Below are 16,892 nucleotides of genomic sequence, written 5' to 3'. Positions count from 1 at the left end.
CCGAGGCCGAACCGCAGCCGCTGCCGGCAGCGCTCAGCACCAGCGTGCAGGCCCCGGCCAGCGAGGGCTCCTTCGAACTTCCGATCAAACAGGCGGACAAGGCATGAGCGACGTACTGCTTGAACTGCACCAGGTAAGCAAGTTCTTCGGCGGCTTGCAGGCCCTGCATGGCATCGACCTGAGCATCCGCCGTGGCGAAATCCGAGGCCTGCTGGGCCCCAACGGCGCCGGCAAGACCACCTTGTTCAACGTGCTCACCGGGCTGTACCAGGCCGAGCAGGGCAAAGTGGTGTTCGACGGCAAGCCGCTGCGCATCAGCAAGCCGCACAAGGTGGTGGAGGCCGGCATTTCCCGCACCTTCCAGAACATCCGCCTGTTCCACAACATGACCGCCCTGGAGAACGTGATGATCGGCCGCCACGTGCGCACCCGCAGCGGTGTGTTCGGCGCCATCCTGCGCACGCCGGCCTGTGTGCGTGAGGAACGGGAAATCCGTGAGGCCGCGCGCCACTGGCTGAACTACGTGGGCATCGCCCCGTTGGCCGGGGAGCTGGCCAAGAACCTGTCCTACGGCGACCAGCGCCGCCTGGAAATCGCCCGCGCGCTGGCCACCGAACCGCAGCTGATTGCCCTGGACGAGCCGGCCGCCGGCATGAATGCCTCGGAAACTGAGGGCCTGCGCCGGCTGATGTGCAAGATGCAGGCAGACGGCAAGACCGTGCTGTTGATCGAGCACGACGTAAAGCTGGTGATGGGGCTGTGCGACCACGTCACGGTGCTGGAATACGGGCGCAAGATCGCCGACGGCCTGCCGGCCGATGTGCGCCAGGACCCACGGGTGATCGAGGCCTATCTGGGCGCGGAGGCAGTGGCATGAAGCAGATACTGGAAGTGAACGACCTCAAGGTGGCCTATGGCGCCATCCAGGCGATCAAGGGCATCGACCTGAAAGTGGGCGAGGGCGAGATGGTGGCGTTGATCGGCGCCAACGGCGCGGGCAAGACCACCACCCTCAAGACCCTCGCCGGGCTGCTCAAGCCCAGTGCCGGGCAGATCACCTTCGACGGCAAGGCCCATGCGGCGATCAAGGGCCATGACCTGATCCGTGCAGGCCTGGCCCTGGTGCCGGAAGGGCGGGGCATCTTTCCCAAGCTGACGGTGCACGAAAACCTGGAAATGGGCGCGTTTTCCCGGCGCGATGGCAAGGAGGCGATCCTGGCCGACATCGAGCGCATGTACGCCACCTTCCCGCGCCTGAAGGAGCGCGCCTACCAGTTGGCCGGAACGATGTCGGGCGGCGAGCAGCAGATGCTGGCCATTTCCCGCGCGCTGATGGGGCGGCCCAAGTTGCTGCTGCTCGACGAGCCGTCCATGGGCCTGGCGCCGATCATCGTGCAGAAGATTTTCGAAACCATCCGCGAGGTGGTCAAGGGCGGTGTCACCCTGCTGCTGGTGGAGCAGAACGCCCGCCTGGCCCTGCAGACCTGCGACCGCGCCTATGTGATCGATGGTGGGCGCATCAGCCTGGAAGGCTGCGCCAAGACCTTGCTGGACGATGACCAGGTGAAGAAAGCCTACCTCGGCGAATGAACCATGCCCCGGTCAGTGGCCGGGGGCTTTTGCTCAAGACAATGACAAGAAGACTTGTTCAGGGTTTGCTGGCCTCTTCGCGGGGCAAGCCCGCTCCTACAGATTACGCGGTCCCCTTGTAGGAGCGGGCTTGCCCCGCGAAAAAGCCGGCGCGGTCCCGGCCAAGTCCCTCGAAGGCTCAACGATGTCGCTGCAATCGAACCAACCTGCTGCACTGCACCACGGCCTGACCTCGCGCCAGGTGTCCATGATCTCCATCGCCGGCATCATCGGCGCCGGGCTGTTCATCGGCTCGTCCAAGGCGATTGCCTCAGCCGGGCCCGCCATTCTCATTTCCTACGCCCTGACCGGCCTGCTGGTGCTGCTGGTGATGCGCATGCTCGGCGAAATGGCGGTGGCCAACCCCAACAGCGGCTCCTTTTCCACCTACGCCGGCGAGGCCATCGGGCCTTGGGCCGGGTTCACCATCGGCTGGCTGTATTGGTGGTTCTGGGTGCTGATCATTCCGGTCGAGGCCATTGCCGGTGCCGATATCCTGCATGCCTGGTTCCCGGCGATACCGTCCTGGCTGTTCGCGTTCCTCATCATGGCGGTGCTGGCCTGCAGCAACCTGGTGAGCGTGAAGAACTTTGGCGAGTTCGAATTCTGGTTCGCGCTGGTGAAGGTGCTGGCCATTGCCGCCTTCATCGTCGTGGGCGGCATGGCGGTGCTGGGCTTCTGGCCGCTGGCGGAGGTTTCCGGCGTCAGCCAGCTGTGGGCCAATGGCGGGTTCGTGCCCAACGGTTGGGGCGCGGTGCTGGGCGGCGTGCTGATTACCATCTTCTGCTTCTTCGGCGCGGAGGTGGTGACCATCGCCGCCGGCGAGACGGCCAACCCCAAGGAGAAAATCCGCCGCGCCACCAACCTGGTGGTGTACCGCATCGCGATCTTCTACCTGCTGTCGGTGTTCCTGGTGGTGGCGCTGGTGCCCTGGAACGACCCGGCGCTGAAAACGGTCGGCTCGTTCCAGCGCGTGCTGGAACTGCTCAACGTGCCGGGCGCCAAGCTGGTGGTGGACCTGGTGGTACTGGTGGCCGTTACCAGCTGCATGAACTCCGGCCTGTACACCGCCTCGCGCATGCTCTATTCCCTGGGCGCACGTGGCGAGGCCTTGCCGCTTACCCGGCGCGTGTCGGCCAGCGGCGTGCCGGTGGCGGCGGTGCTGCTGTCGACCCTGGCAGGCTTTGCCGGGTGCCTGGTCAACTACGTGTTCCCAGGCAAGGTGTTCAGCTTCCTGCTGTCGACCACCGGCTCGATCGCGCTGCTGGTGTACCTGGTGATCGCCGTTTCCCAGCTACGCATGCGCGCCCGCGCCGAGCGCGAAGGCACCGAGCTTGCCTTCAAGATGTGGCTGTTCCCCTGGCTGACCTGGGCGGTGATCGCCGCCATCTTGCTGGTGCTGGGCTACATGCTGGTCAACGAAGCCTACCGCTACGAGGCGCTGATGACGGCCGGGGTGACCAGTTTCATCCTGCTGGTGTGCGTGACCCGGCGCCGGCTGGGGCTGTTGCACAGCCCTAGCCATGCGGAGCAGGCTTGACCTGCGCGGTGCCTGCGTACTGCGGCTTGAGGTGCCCCTGCTCGTCGAGCAGGTAGGCATCCATCACCTCACGCACCACCGGCCCTGCCACCCGGCCACCGGCCTCGCCGTTCTCGATCATCACCGCCACCACCACGCTGGGGTGGTCGGCGGGGGCGAAGCCGACGAACAGGGCGTTGTCGCGGTGGCGTTCGAGGGTTTTGTTGCGGTTGTAGCGCTCACCCTGCTTGATCGCCACCACCTGCGCCGTGCCGCTCTTGCCGGCGATGCGGTACTGGGCGCCGGCGGCTGCGGCGCGGGCGATGCCGCGCGGGTCGTGCATGACCATCTGCATGCCGACATTGACCTGGTCCCAGGCGTGGCGGTCGTGCAGCACGATGTCGGGCATGGGGTTGGGGTCGACCGGTGTTTCGCCGCCCACGGTCATCGCCAGGTGCGGGCGATGCCACACGCCCTTGCTGGCCAGCAGGCTGGTGGCCTGGGCCAGCTGCAGCGGGGTCACCTGCATGTAGCCCTGGCCGATGCCGAGAATCAGCGTTTCCCCAGGGAACCAGGCCTGGCGCCGGGTGGCGCGCTTCCACGCCTGTGACGGCATCAGCCCGGGGGCTTCCTCGAACATGTCCAGGGACACCTTCTGGCCCAGGCCGAACTCGCTCATGTAGTCGTGCAGGCGGTCGATGCCCAGCTTGTGCGCCAGGTCGTAGAAGTAGGTGTCGTTGGAGCGCATGATGGCGGTGTACATGTCCACCCAGCCGTCACCGCTGTGGTTCCAGTTACGGTACTTGTGGTCGTAGTTGGGTAGCTCGTAGTAGCCGGGGTCGAACACCCGGCTGCCGGGGGTGATCACGCCGCTGTCCAGGCCGGCGATGGCCACTTCCGGTTTCACCGTCGAGCCAGGCGCGTACAGGCCGCGCAGCACACGGTTGAACAGCGGCCGGTCGATCGAGTCGCGCAGGGCCGCGTACTGCTTGAAGCTGATGCCCTTGACGAACAGGTTGGGGTCGAAGCTTGGGTTGCTGACCATGGCCAGCACGTCGCCGTTGGCAGGGTCCAGTACCACCACCGCGCCGCGGCGGTCACCCAGGGCTTTTTCCGCGGCCACCTGCAGGTGCGAATCAAGGCTGAGGATGATGTCTTTGCCGGGGATCGGGTCTTTGTGGTTGAGCACGCGCATCACCCGGCCCTGGGCGTTGGTTTCCACTTCCTCGTAGCCCACGTGGCCGTGCAACTGGGCCTCGTAGAAGTGCTCGATGCCGGTTTTGCCAATCGACTGGGTACCGCGGTACTCGGTGCTGTCGAGGGTCTTGGCTTCTTTTTCGTTGATACGCCCGACATAGCCCACCGAATGGGCGAAATGTTCGGCCAGGGGGTATTCGCGGATGAACTGCGGCTCTACGTCCAGGCCCGGCAGGCGGAACTGGTTGACCGCGATCAGGGCGATTTGCTCCTCGCTCAGGCCGACCATCAAGGTCACTGGCTCGAACGGCTTGCGGCCACGGCGCAGGTCCTTGTCGAACTGTTTGCGGTCGTCTTCGCCCAGGCTGAGGATTTGCGCCAGGGTGTCGAGCACCTTGGCCGAGTCACCGGCGCGCTCGCGGGTCATGGTCAGGTCGAAGCTGGGTTTGTTGTCGGCCAGCACCACGCCGTTGCGGTCGTAGATCAGCCCGCGTTCGGGGGCGATCGGCAGGATGTGCACGCGGTTGTTTTCCGACACCGCGCTCTGCTGGTCGTGCTGCAGCACCTGCAACACGTAGAGCCGGCCCACCAGGACGGCGCACAGGCTGAACACCAGGGCGGCGCAGGCCAGCAGCCGGCGGTTGACCAGGTGTTTTTCCTTTTCGTGGTCCTTGAGGGGGATTGGTTGCGGCATGGGGGCTCTGTACAGTAGCGGAGTCGGCGGGCGAGGGCTTCGCCCTCGTTCGCGGGGCAAGCCCGCTCCTACAGGGAAACGCAATCACCTGTAGGAGCGGGCTTGCCCCGCGAATGGGCCGCCCAGCGGCCCCGGGGCCGGCGATGCTACGCAACCCCGCCCCGCGCCTCAAGGCAAGCGCCCCTCCAGGCACACCCCGAAACCGCGCACCCACCCCACCATCAGGGCGTTAAGGCCCAACATGAAGATTTGTTCATGTAGCGTCAGTGCGCAGGCTCGGCCTGTTTCCTGGCCGGCGCCGGGCCATGCCCGTGCGCCTCATCGGCCTCGACGATCGGCACCTCCTTGCCCTCGCAATCGAACAACTTGCCATCGCGGAAGAAGTCGCCCTCGTTCAGCCAGGCCACATCGCGGTAGCGCAGGGTGCGCTCGCTGGCGGCGACGAACACCGACTGCTGGTCGGAGTTGCCGGCGCGCAGGTGGTTGAACAACAGGTTCAGCACGATGGCCATGATCGCCGACGAGCTGATGCCGGAATGGAAGATGGTTTCGAACCAGCTTGGGAAGTGGTGGTAGAACCCTGGCGCTGCAATCGGGATCATGCCGAAACCGATGGAGGTGGCAACGATGATCAGGTTCATGTTGTTGCGGTAGTCCACCTGGGCCAGGGTACGGATGCCGCTGGCCGCCACGGTGCCGAACAGCACCACGCCGGCGCCGCCGAGTACCGCGGTGGGCACGGCAGCCACCAGCCGGCCCATCACCGGCAACAGGCCGAGGGTGACCAGGATCAGGCCGGCGCTGGCCACCACGTAGCGGCTCTTCACCCCAGTCACGGCCACCAGCCCGACGTTCTGCGCGAAGGCGCTTTGGGTGAACGAGCCGAACAGTGGCGCCAGGGCGCTGGAGATCATGTCGGCGCGCAGGCCGTTGCCCAGGCGCCGGGCGTCGACGTCGGTGCCGATGATCTCGCCCACGGCCAGGATGTCTGCCGAGGTTTCGACCATGGTCACCATGATTACGATCAGCATCGACAAAATCGCCGCCAGCTGAAATTCCGGGGTGAAGTGCAGCACCTCGGGCAGCGCCACCGAGGGGCCGTTCAGCGCCTGGGAAAAGTCGGCCATGCCGAACGCCATGGCCACCCCGGTGCCGATGACCATGGCCAGCAGAATCGACAGGCGCGAAATGCTCGCGTTGCCCAGCTTGCTCAACAACAGCACGCAGGCCAGGGTGAACGCCGCCAGGCTGATATTGGCCGTGCTGCCGAAGTCTGCGGCCTGGCTGTTGCCACCCATGGCCCAGCGCGCCGCCACCGGCATCAGGGTCAGGCCAATGGTGGTGATGACGATACCGGTGACCAGGGGCGGGAAGAACTGGATGATGCGCGAGAACAGCGGGGTAATCAGCAGGCCGATCAACGACGAGGCGATCACCGCGCCAAGGACCACCTGCAGGCCGTTGGTGCCGTCGTTGCCAATGATTGCGACCATGGTCGCCACGCTTGCGAACGACACCCCCTGCACCAGCGGCAGCCTGCAGCCAAAGAACGGCACGCCGAGGGTTTGCAGCAAGGTGGCCAGGCCGCCGGCGAACAGCGAGGCGGCGATCAGCATGCCGACATCGGTGGAAGAAAGGCCAGCGGCCTGGCCGATGATCAGCGGCACGGCGATCATGCCGCCGTACATGGTCAGTACATGTTGCAGGCCATAGGCGAAGTTGGCGCCAAGGCCGAGGTTCTCGTCTTCCGGGCGAGGTGTAGCGGGAGAGGTCATGGTGAGTAGCTCGCTTTTGTTATTGTCACGCGTCTAACTGCACGGTTTCAGTCGCATTCGGGTGAAGCAGGGTGCCAGCAAGGGTGTTGCACGGTCGCAGCCGGGCGCGCCGCGCTCCTGCGAGCGCGGCGGCCTGGGGGGTTCAGGTTATTCGCCGCTGACCAGTTGCAGGGCCAATTGGTTGTGGCGTTCCAGCACCCGTGGCAGGTCGACGGTGGTGATTCGGCCATCCTGCACCACCACCCGGCCATTGATGACGCTGGTGTCGACGTGGGTGGGGGTGCAGAACACCAGGGCCGCCAGCGGGTCATGCAGGGCGCCGGCGTAGGCCACATGGCCCAGGTCGAAGGCGACGAAGTCGGCGACCATGCCCGGGGCCAGGGCGCCGATGTCGTTGCGGTTGAGCACCTTGGCGCCGCCCAGGGTGGCGATCTCCAGTGCTTCGCGGGCGGTCATCGCGTCCGGGCCGAAGCCCACGCGCTGCAGCAGCAGGGCCTGGCGCACCTCGCCGATCATGCTGGCACCATCGTTGGAGGCCGAGCCATCGACGCCCAAGCCCACCGGCACACCGTGATCGCGCATCTTGCGAACGGGGGCGATGCCCGAGGCCAGGCGCATGTTCGAGCACGGGCAGTGGGCAACGCCCGTGCCGGTGCGGGCGAACAACTCGATGCCGTGCTGGTCGAGCTGCACGCAGTGGGCGTGCCACACATCGTGGCCAACCCAGCCGAGGTCTTCGGCGTATTCGGCAGGGGTCATGCCGAACTTTTCGCGGCTGTAGGCGATGTCGTTGACGTTTTCCGCCAGGTGGGTGTGCAGCGACACGCCGTACTGGCGCGCCAGCACTGCGGCTTCGCGCATCAGGTCGCGGCTGACCGAGAACGGCGAGCAGGGCGCCACCACCACCCGCAGCATCGAGCCGTGGCTGGCGTCGTGGTAGTCCTCGATCAGGCGCTGGGACTCCTTGAGGATGTCGCTTTCCTTCTCCACCACCGCGTCCGGCGGCAGGCCGCCCTGGCTGCGGCCCACGCTCATGCTGCCGCGCGCGGCGTGGAAGCGCATGCCGATCTCGTTGGCGGCATGGATGCTGTCGTCGAGCTTGCAGCCGTTGGGGTAGATGTACAGGTGGTCGCTGGAGGTGGTGCAACCGGACAGGATCAGCTCGGCCATGGCCGTCTGGGTCGACACCGCGATCATTTCCGGGGTCAGCCGCGCCCAGATCGGGTACAGGTTGGTCAGCCAGTTGAACAGCTCACCGTCCTGGGCCGCCGGCACCACGCGGGTGAGGCTCTGGTACATGTGATGGTGGGTGTTGACCAGGCCGGGGATCACCACCTTGCCGCGCATGTCCAGCACCACGTCGGCGTGCTGGGGAAGGCTGTCGCTGGGGCCGACCTGCTTGATCAGGTTGTCTTCGATGTACAGGCCGCCGCCTTTGATTTCGCGGCGTTCGCCGTCCATGGTGACCAACAGTGCGGCGTTCTTGACCAGTAAGGTCTTGGGGGAGTGTTGACGAGGAGCTTGCATGGCTTGAGCCTGGCGCAATACGCAGCGACGTTGGCCGGTGTCGTAGGCGCCCAGGGCATGTAAGCAAAGTTTGAAATTTTTGTATACAAGAAAATGACCGGGGCCCGCAGGCCCCGAATCGGTTCAGCCCGCTTGCAGCGGGGCTTTGGCGTTGGCCTTGCGCATCGCCAGCACGCCCCAGGCCAGGCCGAGCACGGCAGCGATCACCGAACCCGACAGCACCCCAAGCTTGGCCGCGCCCAGCGCGCCAGGGTCGCTGTAGGCCAGGTTGGCGATGAAGATCGACATGGTGAAGCCGATGCCGGCCAGCAGGCCGATCAGGGTGATGCCGCGCCAGTCGACCTGCGCCGGCAGGCTGCACCAGCCCAGCCGCACCATCAGCCAGCTGACGCCGATGATGCCCAGCGGCTTGCCCGCCACCAGGGCCACGGCCACCGCGGTCATCACCCAGTGCGGCCCTTCGGCCGACAGGTCGATGCCCGACAGCCCCACCCCGGCGTTGGCCAGGGCGAACAGCGGCATGATCGCGTAGGCCACCCACGGGTGCAGGGCGCCGCCCACGCGGGTTACCGGTGCCACCAGCTCGCGCTGGGCCAGGCGCAGGCGCTTGAGGGGGTCGATCAATTCGCCGGTGTCTGCTGCCGGTGCCTTGGCGCGGCCGAGCAGGTCATGGGTGAAGCGCGAAATCGCATCCACCGGGCGCTCGCCCAACGGCATGGCGACCACAGGCGTCATCAGGCCAAGCACCACGCCGGCCAGGGTCGGGTGGGCACCGGTCATCAGCATGCCAACCCAGGTGATGGCGCCGGGAATCACATAGGCCCAGGCCGAGCCGATGCCAATTTTCTGCAGCGCGATCACCAGCAGCAGGCCGACGGCCGCCACGCCGAAGCCGCTGTAGTCGAGGCCGCCGGAATAGAAGATGGCGATGATTAGCACCGCGATGATGTCGTCGATGATCGCCAGGGCCAGCAGGAACACACGGATGTTGGAGGGAATCGACTTGCCGAGCAGCGCGAGCACGCCCACGGCAAAGGCGATGTCGGTGGCAGTGGGCACGGCCCAGCCCTGTTGTTCGGCCGGTGCATGGCCGAACGCCAAGTAGATCAGCGCCGGCACGGCCACGCCGCCAACCGCCGCAGCCATGGGCAAGGTGGCCTGGCGCAGGCTGGCCAGGGCGCCCTCGTGGATTTCCCGGCGAATTTCCATGCCCACCACCAGGAAGAAGATGGTCATCAGGCCATCGTTGATCCAGAAGTGCAGGGACTGCGAATAGCTCAGCGAGCCGAGGGTAAAGCCGATCGGGGTATGCCACAGGGCGTCGTAGCTGGCAGCGGCGGGTGAGTTCGCCCAGATCAACGCCGCGATGGCGGTAATCAGCAGCACAATGCCGCTGACGGCTTCGATGTGCAGGAAACGCTCGAAATGGGCGAAGGCACGCTGGGCCAGACGCTGGGCACGCGTCAACTTGGTCTTTTGCATAGGCGCAAAGGCTCCCGCATGGCGGCCCGACCAGCGTTGTTCTTTAACCTGCCTCACTGCACGTTGCAGCTAGCACCCGGGAAGGATTTTAGCGGGCAAGCGCCGGGAGGCCAAGGGCGAATGGCCATTCAGGCAGGTTTTTGCCGGGATTGCGCACAGCAATCCCCTGTAGGAGCGGGCTTGCCCCGCGAACACCGGCGAAGCGGTGCCATCCACCGCGTCTCCCTCAGCATTGAAATTTGCAATATCGCCGTGCCACTATCGAGCATGCCTCGCTGCCAGCGAACGCCTTTCGCCCAGCACATTCATCTCGGCTGATTACACTGTTGAAATCGCCACATAAGGAATGCCGCGGATGGTCTGCGTGTTGCTGGGTCGTGCTGCCGGGTCGGCAGGTCGCCTGTGGGCGAGCAGGGGGTGCCGCGCGCGTTCAGGGGGCGGGCAGCCATGAACACGCCTGGCCGGGGCATTTCCCTGCAGTGGATGGTGGCCCTGGCCATCATGCTCGGCATGCTGCTGCTCGGCGCGGGCCTGGCCTGGCAAGGCTACCGCGGCATCAGCCAGACCCTGGTGGCCGCCGCCGGGGATGCTGCCCAGCAGGTTGGTAAAACCATCGATGAACGCGCCCGGCGGCTGGTGGACCCGGCGCAGAGCAGCATTCGCCTGCTGGCCTTCAACCCTGCCGCTGGCACCCTGGCCCAGCGCCTGGCGCAGCTGCCGCAACTGGTCGAGAACCTCGACGCCAACAAGATGCTCAGCGCCGCCTACGTCGGCTACCCCAATGGCGAGTTCCTGCTGGTGCGCCGGCTGGTCGACCCCGAGCTGCTGCAGCGCTTCGCCGCCCCGGCAGGCACGCGCTTTCTGGTGCAAACCATGAGCCTGGGCGAGGGCGGGGCGATGCTGGGCGAGTGGCGTTTCTACGACAGCGCGCTGACGCTGCTGCTGGCCAAGGCCATGCCGGACTACCACTACGACCCGCGCCAGCGCCCCTGGTTCGTCGACGCCGTGCAGCGCACCGGCACGGTGCTGACCCGTCCCTATGTGTTCTTCACCACCCGCGAGATCGGCCTGACCATGGCCCAGCGCAGCACCGACGGCGTCGCGGTGATCGGCATGGACGTCTCGGTCGACGACCTGGCCAGCGAAACCCGCGACCTGCGCATGACCGCCGGCACCGAAATCGCCGTGGTCGATGACCAGGGCAGTGTGGTGGCCTACCCCGACCTGCAGCGGGTGATCGTGCATGAGGGCAGCCATGTTCGGCTTTCAAATGTCACCGAGCTGGGCATCCCCAGCCTGCAGCGGATCTACGCCGAGCAGCCGCAAAGCACTCGCCCGGCGCTGTACCAGGTGGGCGGCCAGGCCTGGTACGGCATGCGCGTGCCGCTGACGACCCTGGCCGGCCAGCAATTGCAGGTGCTGATGGCGGTACCGGCCCACGAGCTGCTGGCGGGGGCGCGCAAGGTGCTGTTCGAGCAACTGCTGTGGACGGCAGCGCTGATGGCCGTGCTGCTGTTGCTCGGCGGGCTGATCGGGCGGCGTATCGGCCGCCCGCTGCACCAGCTGGCCGAGCAGGTGCGCGGCCTTGCCGACTTCGACTTCAGCCGTGAAGTCGGGGTGGCGTCGCGGGTGAGCGAAGTGCGCGAGCTCAGCCGCGTGCTCAGGCGCATGTCCGGCACGATTCGCAGCTTTCAGGCGATCACCCTGACGCTCAGCCGTGAAACCCAGCTGGAGCGCATGCTCGACGGCGTGCTCAAGCACCTGGTGGACGCTGCGGGCGTCAGTGGCGGCGCCGTGTACCTGTACGACACCGAGCAACAGCAACTGCGCCTGGCGGCCGCCTGCCGGGGCGATGGCTATCCCGCCGCGCTGGCGGTACCTGAAAGCGACCTCGGCGACCTGGCCGCGACTGTCACCCAGGCCTTGGAGTTGCGCGGGCGCAGCCTTGCGGTGGTGCTGGATGACCGTAGCCAGCAACGGCTTGGCATTCTTGTGTTGCAGTTGGGCGGCGAGGCGGCGGCCAGTGAGGTGAGTGGGCCGTTCCGGCGCTTTGTCGAAGAGTTGTCCGGCGCAGCCGCCGTGGCCATTGAAACCCGTCAGTTGGTCGAGGCTCAGCAACGCTTGCTGGACGGCATGATCAAGCTGCTGGCCGACGCCATCGATGCCAAGAGCCCCTACACCGGCGGCCACTGCGAACGTGTGCCGCAACTGGCGCAGATGCTGCTGGACAAAGCCGTGCAGGCCGACAGCGGGCCGTTTGCCGGCTTCAGCATGAGCGAGGCCGAACGCTACGAGTTTCGCATCGCCGCCTGGCTGCACGACTGCGGCAAGATCACCAGCCCCGAATACGTGGTGGACAAGGCGACCAAGCTGGAAACCCTGTACAACCGCATTCACGAAATCCGCATGCGCTTCGAAGTGCTTTGGCGCGATGCCGAGCTTGCCTATTGGCAAGGCCTGGCCCAGGGCGGGCAGCCCGGCGCATTGCAACAGGTGCTGGCGCAGGCCCGCGCGCAATTGCAGGAAGAGTTCGCCTTCGTCGCCAAGGCCAATATCGGCGGCGAATTCATGGAGCAGGCCGACATCGACCGCTTGCAGCGCATCGGCGAGCGCCGCTGGCAGCGCCATTTCGACAACCGCCTGGGCATTTCCCGCGATGAAGCGCAGCGTTTTGCCGATGTGCCGGCGTCGCCCTTGCCGGTGGCCGAGCCGCTGCTGGCCGACCGCCCGGAGCACCGCGTGCCCTGGGGGCCACGCAAGCCACCGGTGGCCAAGGACGACCCGCGCAATGTCTGGGGCTTCGACATGCGCCTGCCGGCCCATGCCAGCAACCATGGCGAGTTGTACAACCTGGCGATTCGCCGTGGCACGCTGAACGACGAAGAACGTTTCAAGATCAACGAACACATCGTGCAGACCCTGATGATGCTCACCGCGCTGCCCTTCCCGCGGCAACTGCGGCGGGTGCCGGACATCGCCAGCAACCACCACGAGAAGATGGACGGCAGCGGCTACCCACGGCGCCTGCGCATGGGCGAGCTGAGCGTTGCCGAGCGGGTGATGGCGATTGCCGATATCTTCGAAGCGCTGACGGCGGCCGACCGCCCGTACAAACCGGCCAAGACCTTGTCCGAGTCGGTGAAGATTCTGGTGTTCATGGCCCGTGACCAGCATGTCGACGGGCAGTTGCTCAAGCTGTTTCTTGGCAGTGGTGTGTACCGCGAATACGCCGAACGCTTCCTGCGCCCCGAGCAGATCGACGCCGTGGACGTGCCGTACTGGCTGGCGCAGCTCTAGCCGCCAGGGCCGTCACCAGGCCAGGATCGCGGCCAGCTCCACCACACACAGGGCGGTGACGCACACGGCCAGCATCAGGTTCACGGCAACGCCCGAGGCGATGGTTTCGGCGCGCAGCCCCACCACGTGGCGCTGGTAGCGCCGCCGCAGGCGCAGCCAGGCGGCCCCGGCGGCCAGCAGGCAGAGCACCGCCGGCACCACTGCCAGCCAGCGGTGGTGCGGCACCCAGCGCAGGAAGAAGCAGCTGCACACCACCATGGCCAGGATGGTCCGGCGCCAGGCCAGCAGGGTGCGCTCCGGTTGCAGCCCGTCATCGACGTGGCCGTTGTCGGGCTCAGGCATGGAAGAACACCGCATAGGCGAACACCACCATCACCAGCGACACACCGATCGACAGCGCGGGCGCGATCAGTGGGAAGGGCAGCGGGCGTTTCTGGCGCATGGCCCGCTCGACGTTGAGCCAGCGCACGAAGGCCGGCAGGCTCAGCAGCAGGGCCAGGCAGATCAGCGCCACGGCCAGCAGGCGGCGAGTGCCGGCGCTGAAGATTTCTGCGGTGAACATGTCTATGGCGATGCCGCTGGCCAGCAGTGCCAGGGAGGTGCGAATCCAGGCCAGGAAGGTGCGCTCGTTGGCCAGGGTGAAGCGCGGGTCCGGTTCCTGGCCGTCGGCGAGCAACTTGTTGGCCAGCCAGCCGCGTGAGCGCTCGGGGTTGGTGTTCAAAGGCAGGGTTCCTCCTTGGGTGAAGGTCGGCGGTGGGTTGATGGGTGGGGTATTTTGGGGGCGGTAGGGTTCGCCTTGGGGGTTGTGTTGCCGGGGAGATCGAGCGCCGCCCGCGCGGCGCATCGCGAGCTACGCTCGCTCCTACGTCAGTTTCAGGCGCAGCGGCACAGGCAAAACTGGCCCGAAACAAACGTAGGAGCGAGCGTAGCTCGCGATGCGCCGCGCGGGCGGCGCTCGATCTCCCAGGCGCCAAACACCCCAAGCCATGCACCCCTAACCCCCACACCCACTCAACACTCTGCCCCCAGTTTTAAGCGCAACCCCGACCAATGTCCATGCCCGAATCCGCCCTGCGCTCATTCATACCCCTTCGCGCCGCTCAGGTGCCTCCCCGCGACATAGCCAAAGGTCAACGCCGGCCCCAGGTTGATGCCACCGGACGGATACCAGCCGCCGAACACGCTGGCCATGTCCGTGCCCGCCGCATATAAGCCCGCAATGGCTTGGCCGCTGGCATCCAGCACCCGGGCGTGGCCGTCGGTGCGCAGGCCGGCGAAGGTGCCGAAGCAACCCGGCTGCACTTTCACCGCATAGAACGGCCCCTGTTCGATGGGCGCGACGCAAGGGTTGGGGCCCGGGTGCCGAGGGTCGCCCTGCTTGCGGTTGAACGCGGTGGAGCCACGCCCGAACGCCGGGTCCTGGCCGTTGCGTGCATGGCTGTTGAACGCCGCCACCGTGGCACTCAGCCCCGCCGGGTCGATGCCACAGGCTGCGGCCAGCTGTTCGAGGGTGGCGCCGCGCTTGAGGTAGCCGCTACGCACATGCGGCCCCACCGGCAGCGGTGCCGGGCGGGCGTAGCCCAAGCCATAGCGGCGCTGGAAACGGTGGTCGCAGATCAGCCACGAACAGGCCGGCTCACCCTGCGGCACGGCCGCCAGCATGGCCGACACATAGTCGTAGTAGCCGTGCGCCTCGTTGACGAAGCGCTTGCCGTTGGCCAACACGCCGATGATGCCAGGCTTGCCGCGTTCGATGATGTGCGGGAAGTGGCCGACGCTGCCATCGCGGTGCGCCACCTTGGACACCGGCGCCCAGGCCACCGGCGACTTGAGGTCGGTGGCCACCACGCCGCCGGCGGCTTCGCCCAATCTCAGGCCATCGCCGCTGCAACCCGGCGGGGGCAGGGCCAGGTGCTCATGCGCACGGATGCCCTCGGGCAGCAGCTGCTGGCGGCGGGCGCTGTCGTTGGGGAAGCCGCCTGCAGCCAGCACCACGGCGCCGGCGCGGATCGAGCGCTGGCCCTGCGCAGTGTCCACCACGGCGCCCACCACCTTGCCATCTTCCACCAGCAGGCGCCTGGCCGGGCTCGACGTCTGTAATTGCACGCCCAGATCTGCCGCCGACTTCGCCAGGCGCGCCACCAGTGCCACGCCATTGACCAGGTGCATGGCCCGGCCGTAGCGGGCCAGGTGGTAGAGGTGGCGAGCGAAGCGCTTGCACACGTGCAGCAAGGCGCGTGGCGAGCGGGTGAGGTTGAGGAACGCGGCAAGGTCGGCCCCGGCCATGATCGGCATGCCCAGGAAGGCAGTTTCGCGCATCGTGCGGCGCAGGCGCGGCAGCAGCGCGCCCACTTCGCGGGCGTCGTAGGGCGCTGCGATCACCTGATGCCCGCCCAGGGCAGCGCCGGGGGTGTCGCCGTGCATGTCGGGAATGGCGTTGCCCTCGGCAAACTGCAAGGCAGTGTGCTTTTCGAAAAAGGCGACCATGTGCGGGCAGGCTTCAAGAAAGGCATCGACCCGTTCGGCGTCGTACTGCTCGCCCAGTTCATGGCGCAGGTAGGTGCGCGCTTGTTCGATGTCCTCGACGATGCCGGCCCGCCGTGCCAACGGGTTGCGCGGCACCCACGCCCAGCCGCCGGACCAGGCCGTGGCGCCGCCCAATACCGGGTCCTTTTCCACCACGATCACCTTCCGCCCATGCCAGGCGGCCGTTACCGCCGCCGCCAGCCCGGCCGCGCCGGAGCCGATGACCAGTACATCGCAGTCGGTTGAATGGGGCATTGGGGCAACTCCTGGTTATTATTGGAATCAGATTCCATATTCTTGCGAGCCTGCCCGGCAACAGGCAAGCTGGGCGGGCAACTTGTGGTCGATAACCGGACACTTCAGCGCAGCCTTGCCTGTTCTGCTATCGACGCCATGGAATCATCTTCTAGAATTCGCCCACTTTTTCAGGGACACATGTCATGGCCGGTAGTCAGATCGAACGCGCCTTCAGCCTGGTGGAAAGCCTTGCCGGCGAACCCCATGGCCTGCCTTTGCAAACCTTGGCCGAGCGCCTGGACATCCCCAAGAGCGCAGCCCACCGCATGCTCACCGAACTGGTGCGCCTGGGCTACGTGCGGCAGAACCGCGACAACAGCCGTTACCAGTTGTCTGCCAAGCTGGTGGCCATGGGCTTTCGCTACCTGTCCAGCAGCGGCGCCGACATCATCCAGCCGATTCTCGACCGGCTGGCCCAGGACAGCGGCGAGCTGGTGCGCCTGGGGGTGATCGACGGTGGCCGGCAAACCTGGATCGCCAAATCCCAGGGCGCCCGCTCGGGGCTGCGCTACGACCCGGACATGGGCCGTGACGCACCGCTGTTCTACACCGCCTCCGGTCACGCCTGGCTGGCCAGCCACAGTGACGAGCAGGCGCTGCAGATGGTGTTGCGCCAAGGCATCGCCGACCCTACGCACTTCGGCCCCAACGCGCCGCGTTCCACCGATGACCTGCTGGGCTACCTGCAACGCGCCCGCGAGCGCGGCTATGCCTGGGTCGAGCAAACCTCGGCGCTGGGCACCTCGGCCCTGGCCGCCGTGGTGCAACGCCCGCAAAGCACCGAGGTGATCGGCGTGCTGAGCATTGCCGGGCCCAGCGCGCGCCTTGCACCGGCGCGCCTGGCCGAGCTGGCGCCGCTGCTGCTGGCCGCAGCCCAGGAACTGTCGGCAGCGAGCCTGGCGAGCGAGCTGTTCGCCTGATTTGTGGTCGATAACCGCACAGCTTATTA

12 protein-coding genes are annotated in these 16,892 nt (G+C 66.6%); 5 read left to right on the top strand and 7 right to left on the bottom strand.

Annotated elements, in window-relative coordinates; all coding sequences use genetic code 11:
- Nucleotides 1-103 precede the first annotated feature (103 nt).
- The 3 genes from F3J45_RS11935 (at nucleotide 104) to F3J45_RS11925 (ending at nucleotide 3,169) form a co-directional block, all read left to right on the top strand.
- Nucleotides 104-877, top strand: a complete 774-nt coding sequence (locus F3J45_RS11935) for an ABC transporter ATP-binding protein (RefSeq protein ID WP_167062231.1) — start codon at nucleotides 104-106, stop codon at nucleotides 875-877.
- Nucleotides 874-1,590, top strand: a complete 717-nt coding sequence (locus F3J45_RS11930) for an ABC transporter ATP-binding protein (RefSeq protein ID WP_167062229.1) — start codon at nucleotides 874-876, stop codon at nucleotides 1,588-1,590. The genes F3J45_RS11935 and F3J45_RS11930 overlap by 4 nt, the downstream gene beginning before the upstream one ends.
- A gap of 184 nt (nucleotides 1,591-1,774) precedes the next feature.
- A complete protein-coding gene (locus F3J45_RS11925; RefSeq protein WP_167062542.1) occupies nucleotides 1,775-3,169 on the top strand; it encodes an amino acid permease in 1,395 nt (464 codons plus the stop codon).
- Here the strand turns inward: F3J45_RS11925 and mrdA are convergent.
- The 4 genes from mrdA to nhaA form a co-directional block, all read right to left on the bottom strand.
- Nucleotides 3,147-5,039 carry a penicillin-binding protein 2 gene (gene mrdA, locus F3J45_RS11920; RefSeq protein ID WP_167062226.1) on the bottom strand — a complete coding sequence of 631 codons (1,893 nt, stop codon included), beginning with the start codon at nucleotides 5,037-5,039 and terminating at the stop codon, nucleotides 3,147-3,149. The genes F3J45_RS11925 and mrdA overlap by 23 nt on opposite strands.
- A 263-nt stretch (nucleotides 5,040-5,302) precedes the next feature.
- Nucleotides 5,303-6,814 carry a nucleobase:cation symporter-2 family protein gene (locus F3J45_RS11915; protein WP_167062223.1) on the bottom strand — a complete coding sequence of 504 codons (1,512 nt, stop codon included), beginning with the start codon at nucleotides 6,812-6,814 and terminating at the stop codon, nucleotides 5,303-5,305.
- 147 nt (nucleotides 6,815-6,961) lie between these two features.
- The gene (locus F3J45_RS11910) at nucleotides 6,962-8,341 is read right to left on the bottom strand and encodes an 8-oxoguanine deaminase (RefSeq protein WP_167062220.1); all 1,380 of its coding nucleotides are present in this window, start codon (nucleotides 8,339-8,341) and stop codon (nucleotides 6,962-6,964) included.
- A 123-nt stretch (nucleotides 8,342-8,464) separates the two neighbouring features.
- Nucleotides 8,465-9,823, bottom strand: a complete 1,359-nt coding sequence (gene nhaA / locus F3J45_RS11905; RefSeq protein WP_167062217.1) for a Na+/H+ antiporter NhaA — start codon at nucleotides 9,821-9,823, stop codon at nucleotides 8,465-8,467.
- Nucleotides 9,824-10,270: 447 nt separating this feature from the next.
- On the opposite strand from nhaA, the gene F3J45_RS11900 reads away from it, so the two are divergent.
- The gene (locus F3J45_RS11900) at nucleotides 10,271-13,120 is read left to right on the top strand and encodes an HD domain-containing phosphohydrolase (protein ID WP_167062214.1); all 2,850 of its coding nucleotides are present in this window, start codon (nucleotides 10,271-10,273) and stop codon (nucleotides 13,118-13,120) included.
- A gap of 12 nt (nucleotides 13,121-13,132) precedes the next feature.
- On the opposite strand, the gene F3J45_RS11895 is transcribed toward F3J45_RS11900, so the two are convergent.
- From F3J45_RS11895 to F3J45_RS11885, 3 genes are all read right to left on the bottom strand, one after another.
- Nucleotides 13,133-13,462, bottom strand: a complete 330-nt coding sequence (locus F3J45_RS11895; protein WP_167062211.1) for a DUF202 domain-containing protein — start codon at nucleotides 13,460-13,462, stop codon at nucleotides 13,133-13,135.
- A complete protein-coding gene (locus F3J45_RS11890; RefSeq protein ID WP_240158157.1) occupies nucleotides 13,455-13,841 on the bottom strand; it encodes a YidH family protein in 387 nt (128 codons plus the stop codon). Before F3J45_RS11890 ends, F3J45_RS11895 begins: the two co-directional genes overlap by 8 nt.
- A 356-nt stretch (nucleotides 13,842-14,197) precedes the next feature.
- The gene (locus tag F3J45_RS11885; protein WP_167062205.1) at nucleotides 14,198-15,901 is read right to left on the bottom strand and encodes an FAD-dependent oxidoreductase; all 1,704 of its coding nucleotides are present in this window, start codon (nucleotides 15,899-15,901) and stop codon (nucleotides 14,198-14,200) included.
- 185 nt (nucleotides 15,902-16,086) lie between these two features.
- Here F3J45_RS11885 and F3J45_RS11880 point away from each other — a divergent pair, with 185 nt between their 5' ends.
- Nucleotides 16,087-16,863, top strand: coding sequence for an IclR family transcriptional regulator (locus F3J45_RS11880; RefSeq protein ID WP_167062202.1), 777 nt, complete (start codon nucleotides 16,087-16,089; stop codon nucleotides 16,861-16,863).
- Nucleotides 16,864-16,892 lie beyond the last annotated feature (29 nt).

The organism is Pantoea sp. Ap-967 (assembly GCF_011752565.1).
Taxonomy (GTDB): domain Bacteria; phylum Pseudomonadota; class Gammaproteobacteria; order Pseudomonadales; family Pseudomonadaceae; genus Aquipseudomonas.
The sequence above is the reverse complement of the archived record's forward strand: the minus strand, read 5'-3'. Positions and strand labels throughout refer to the sequence as shown.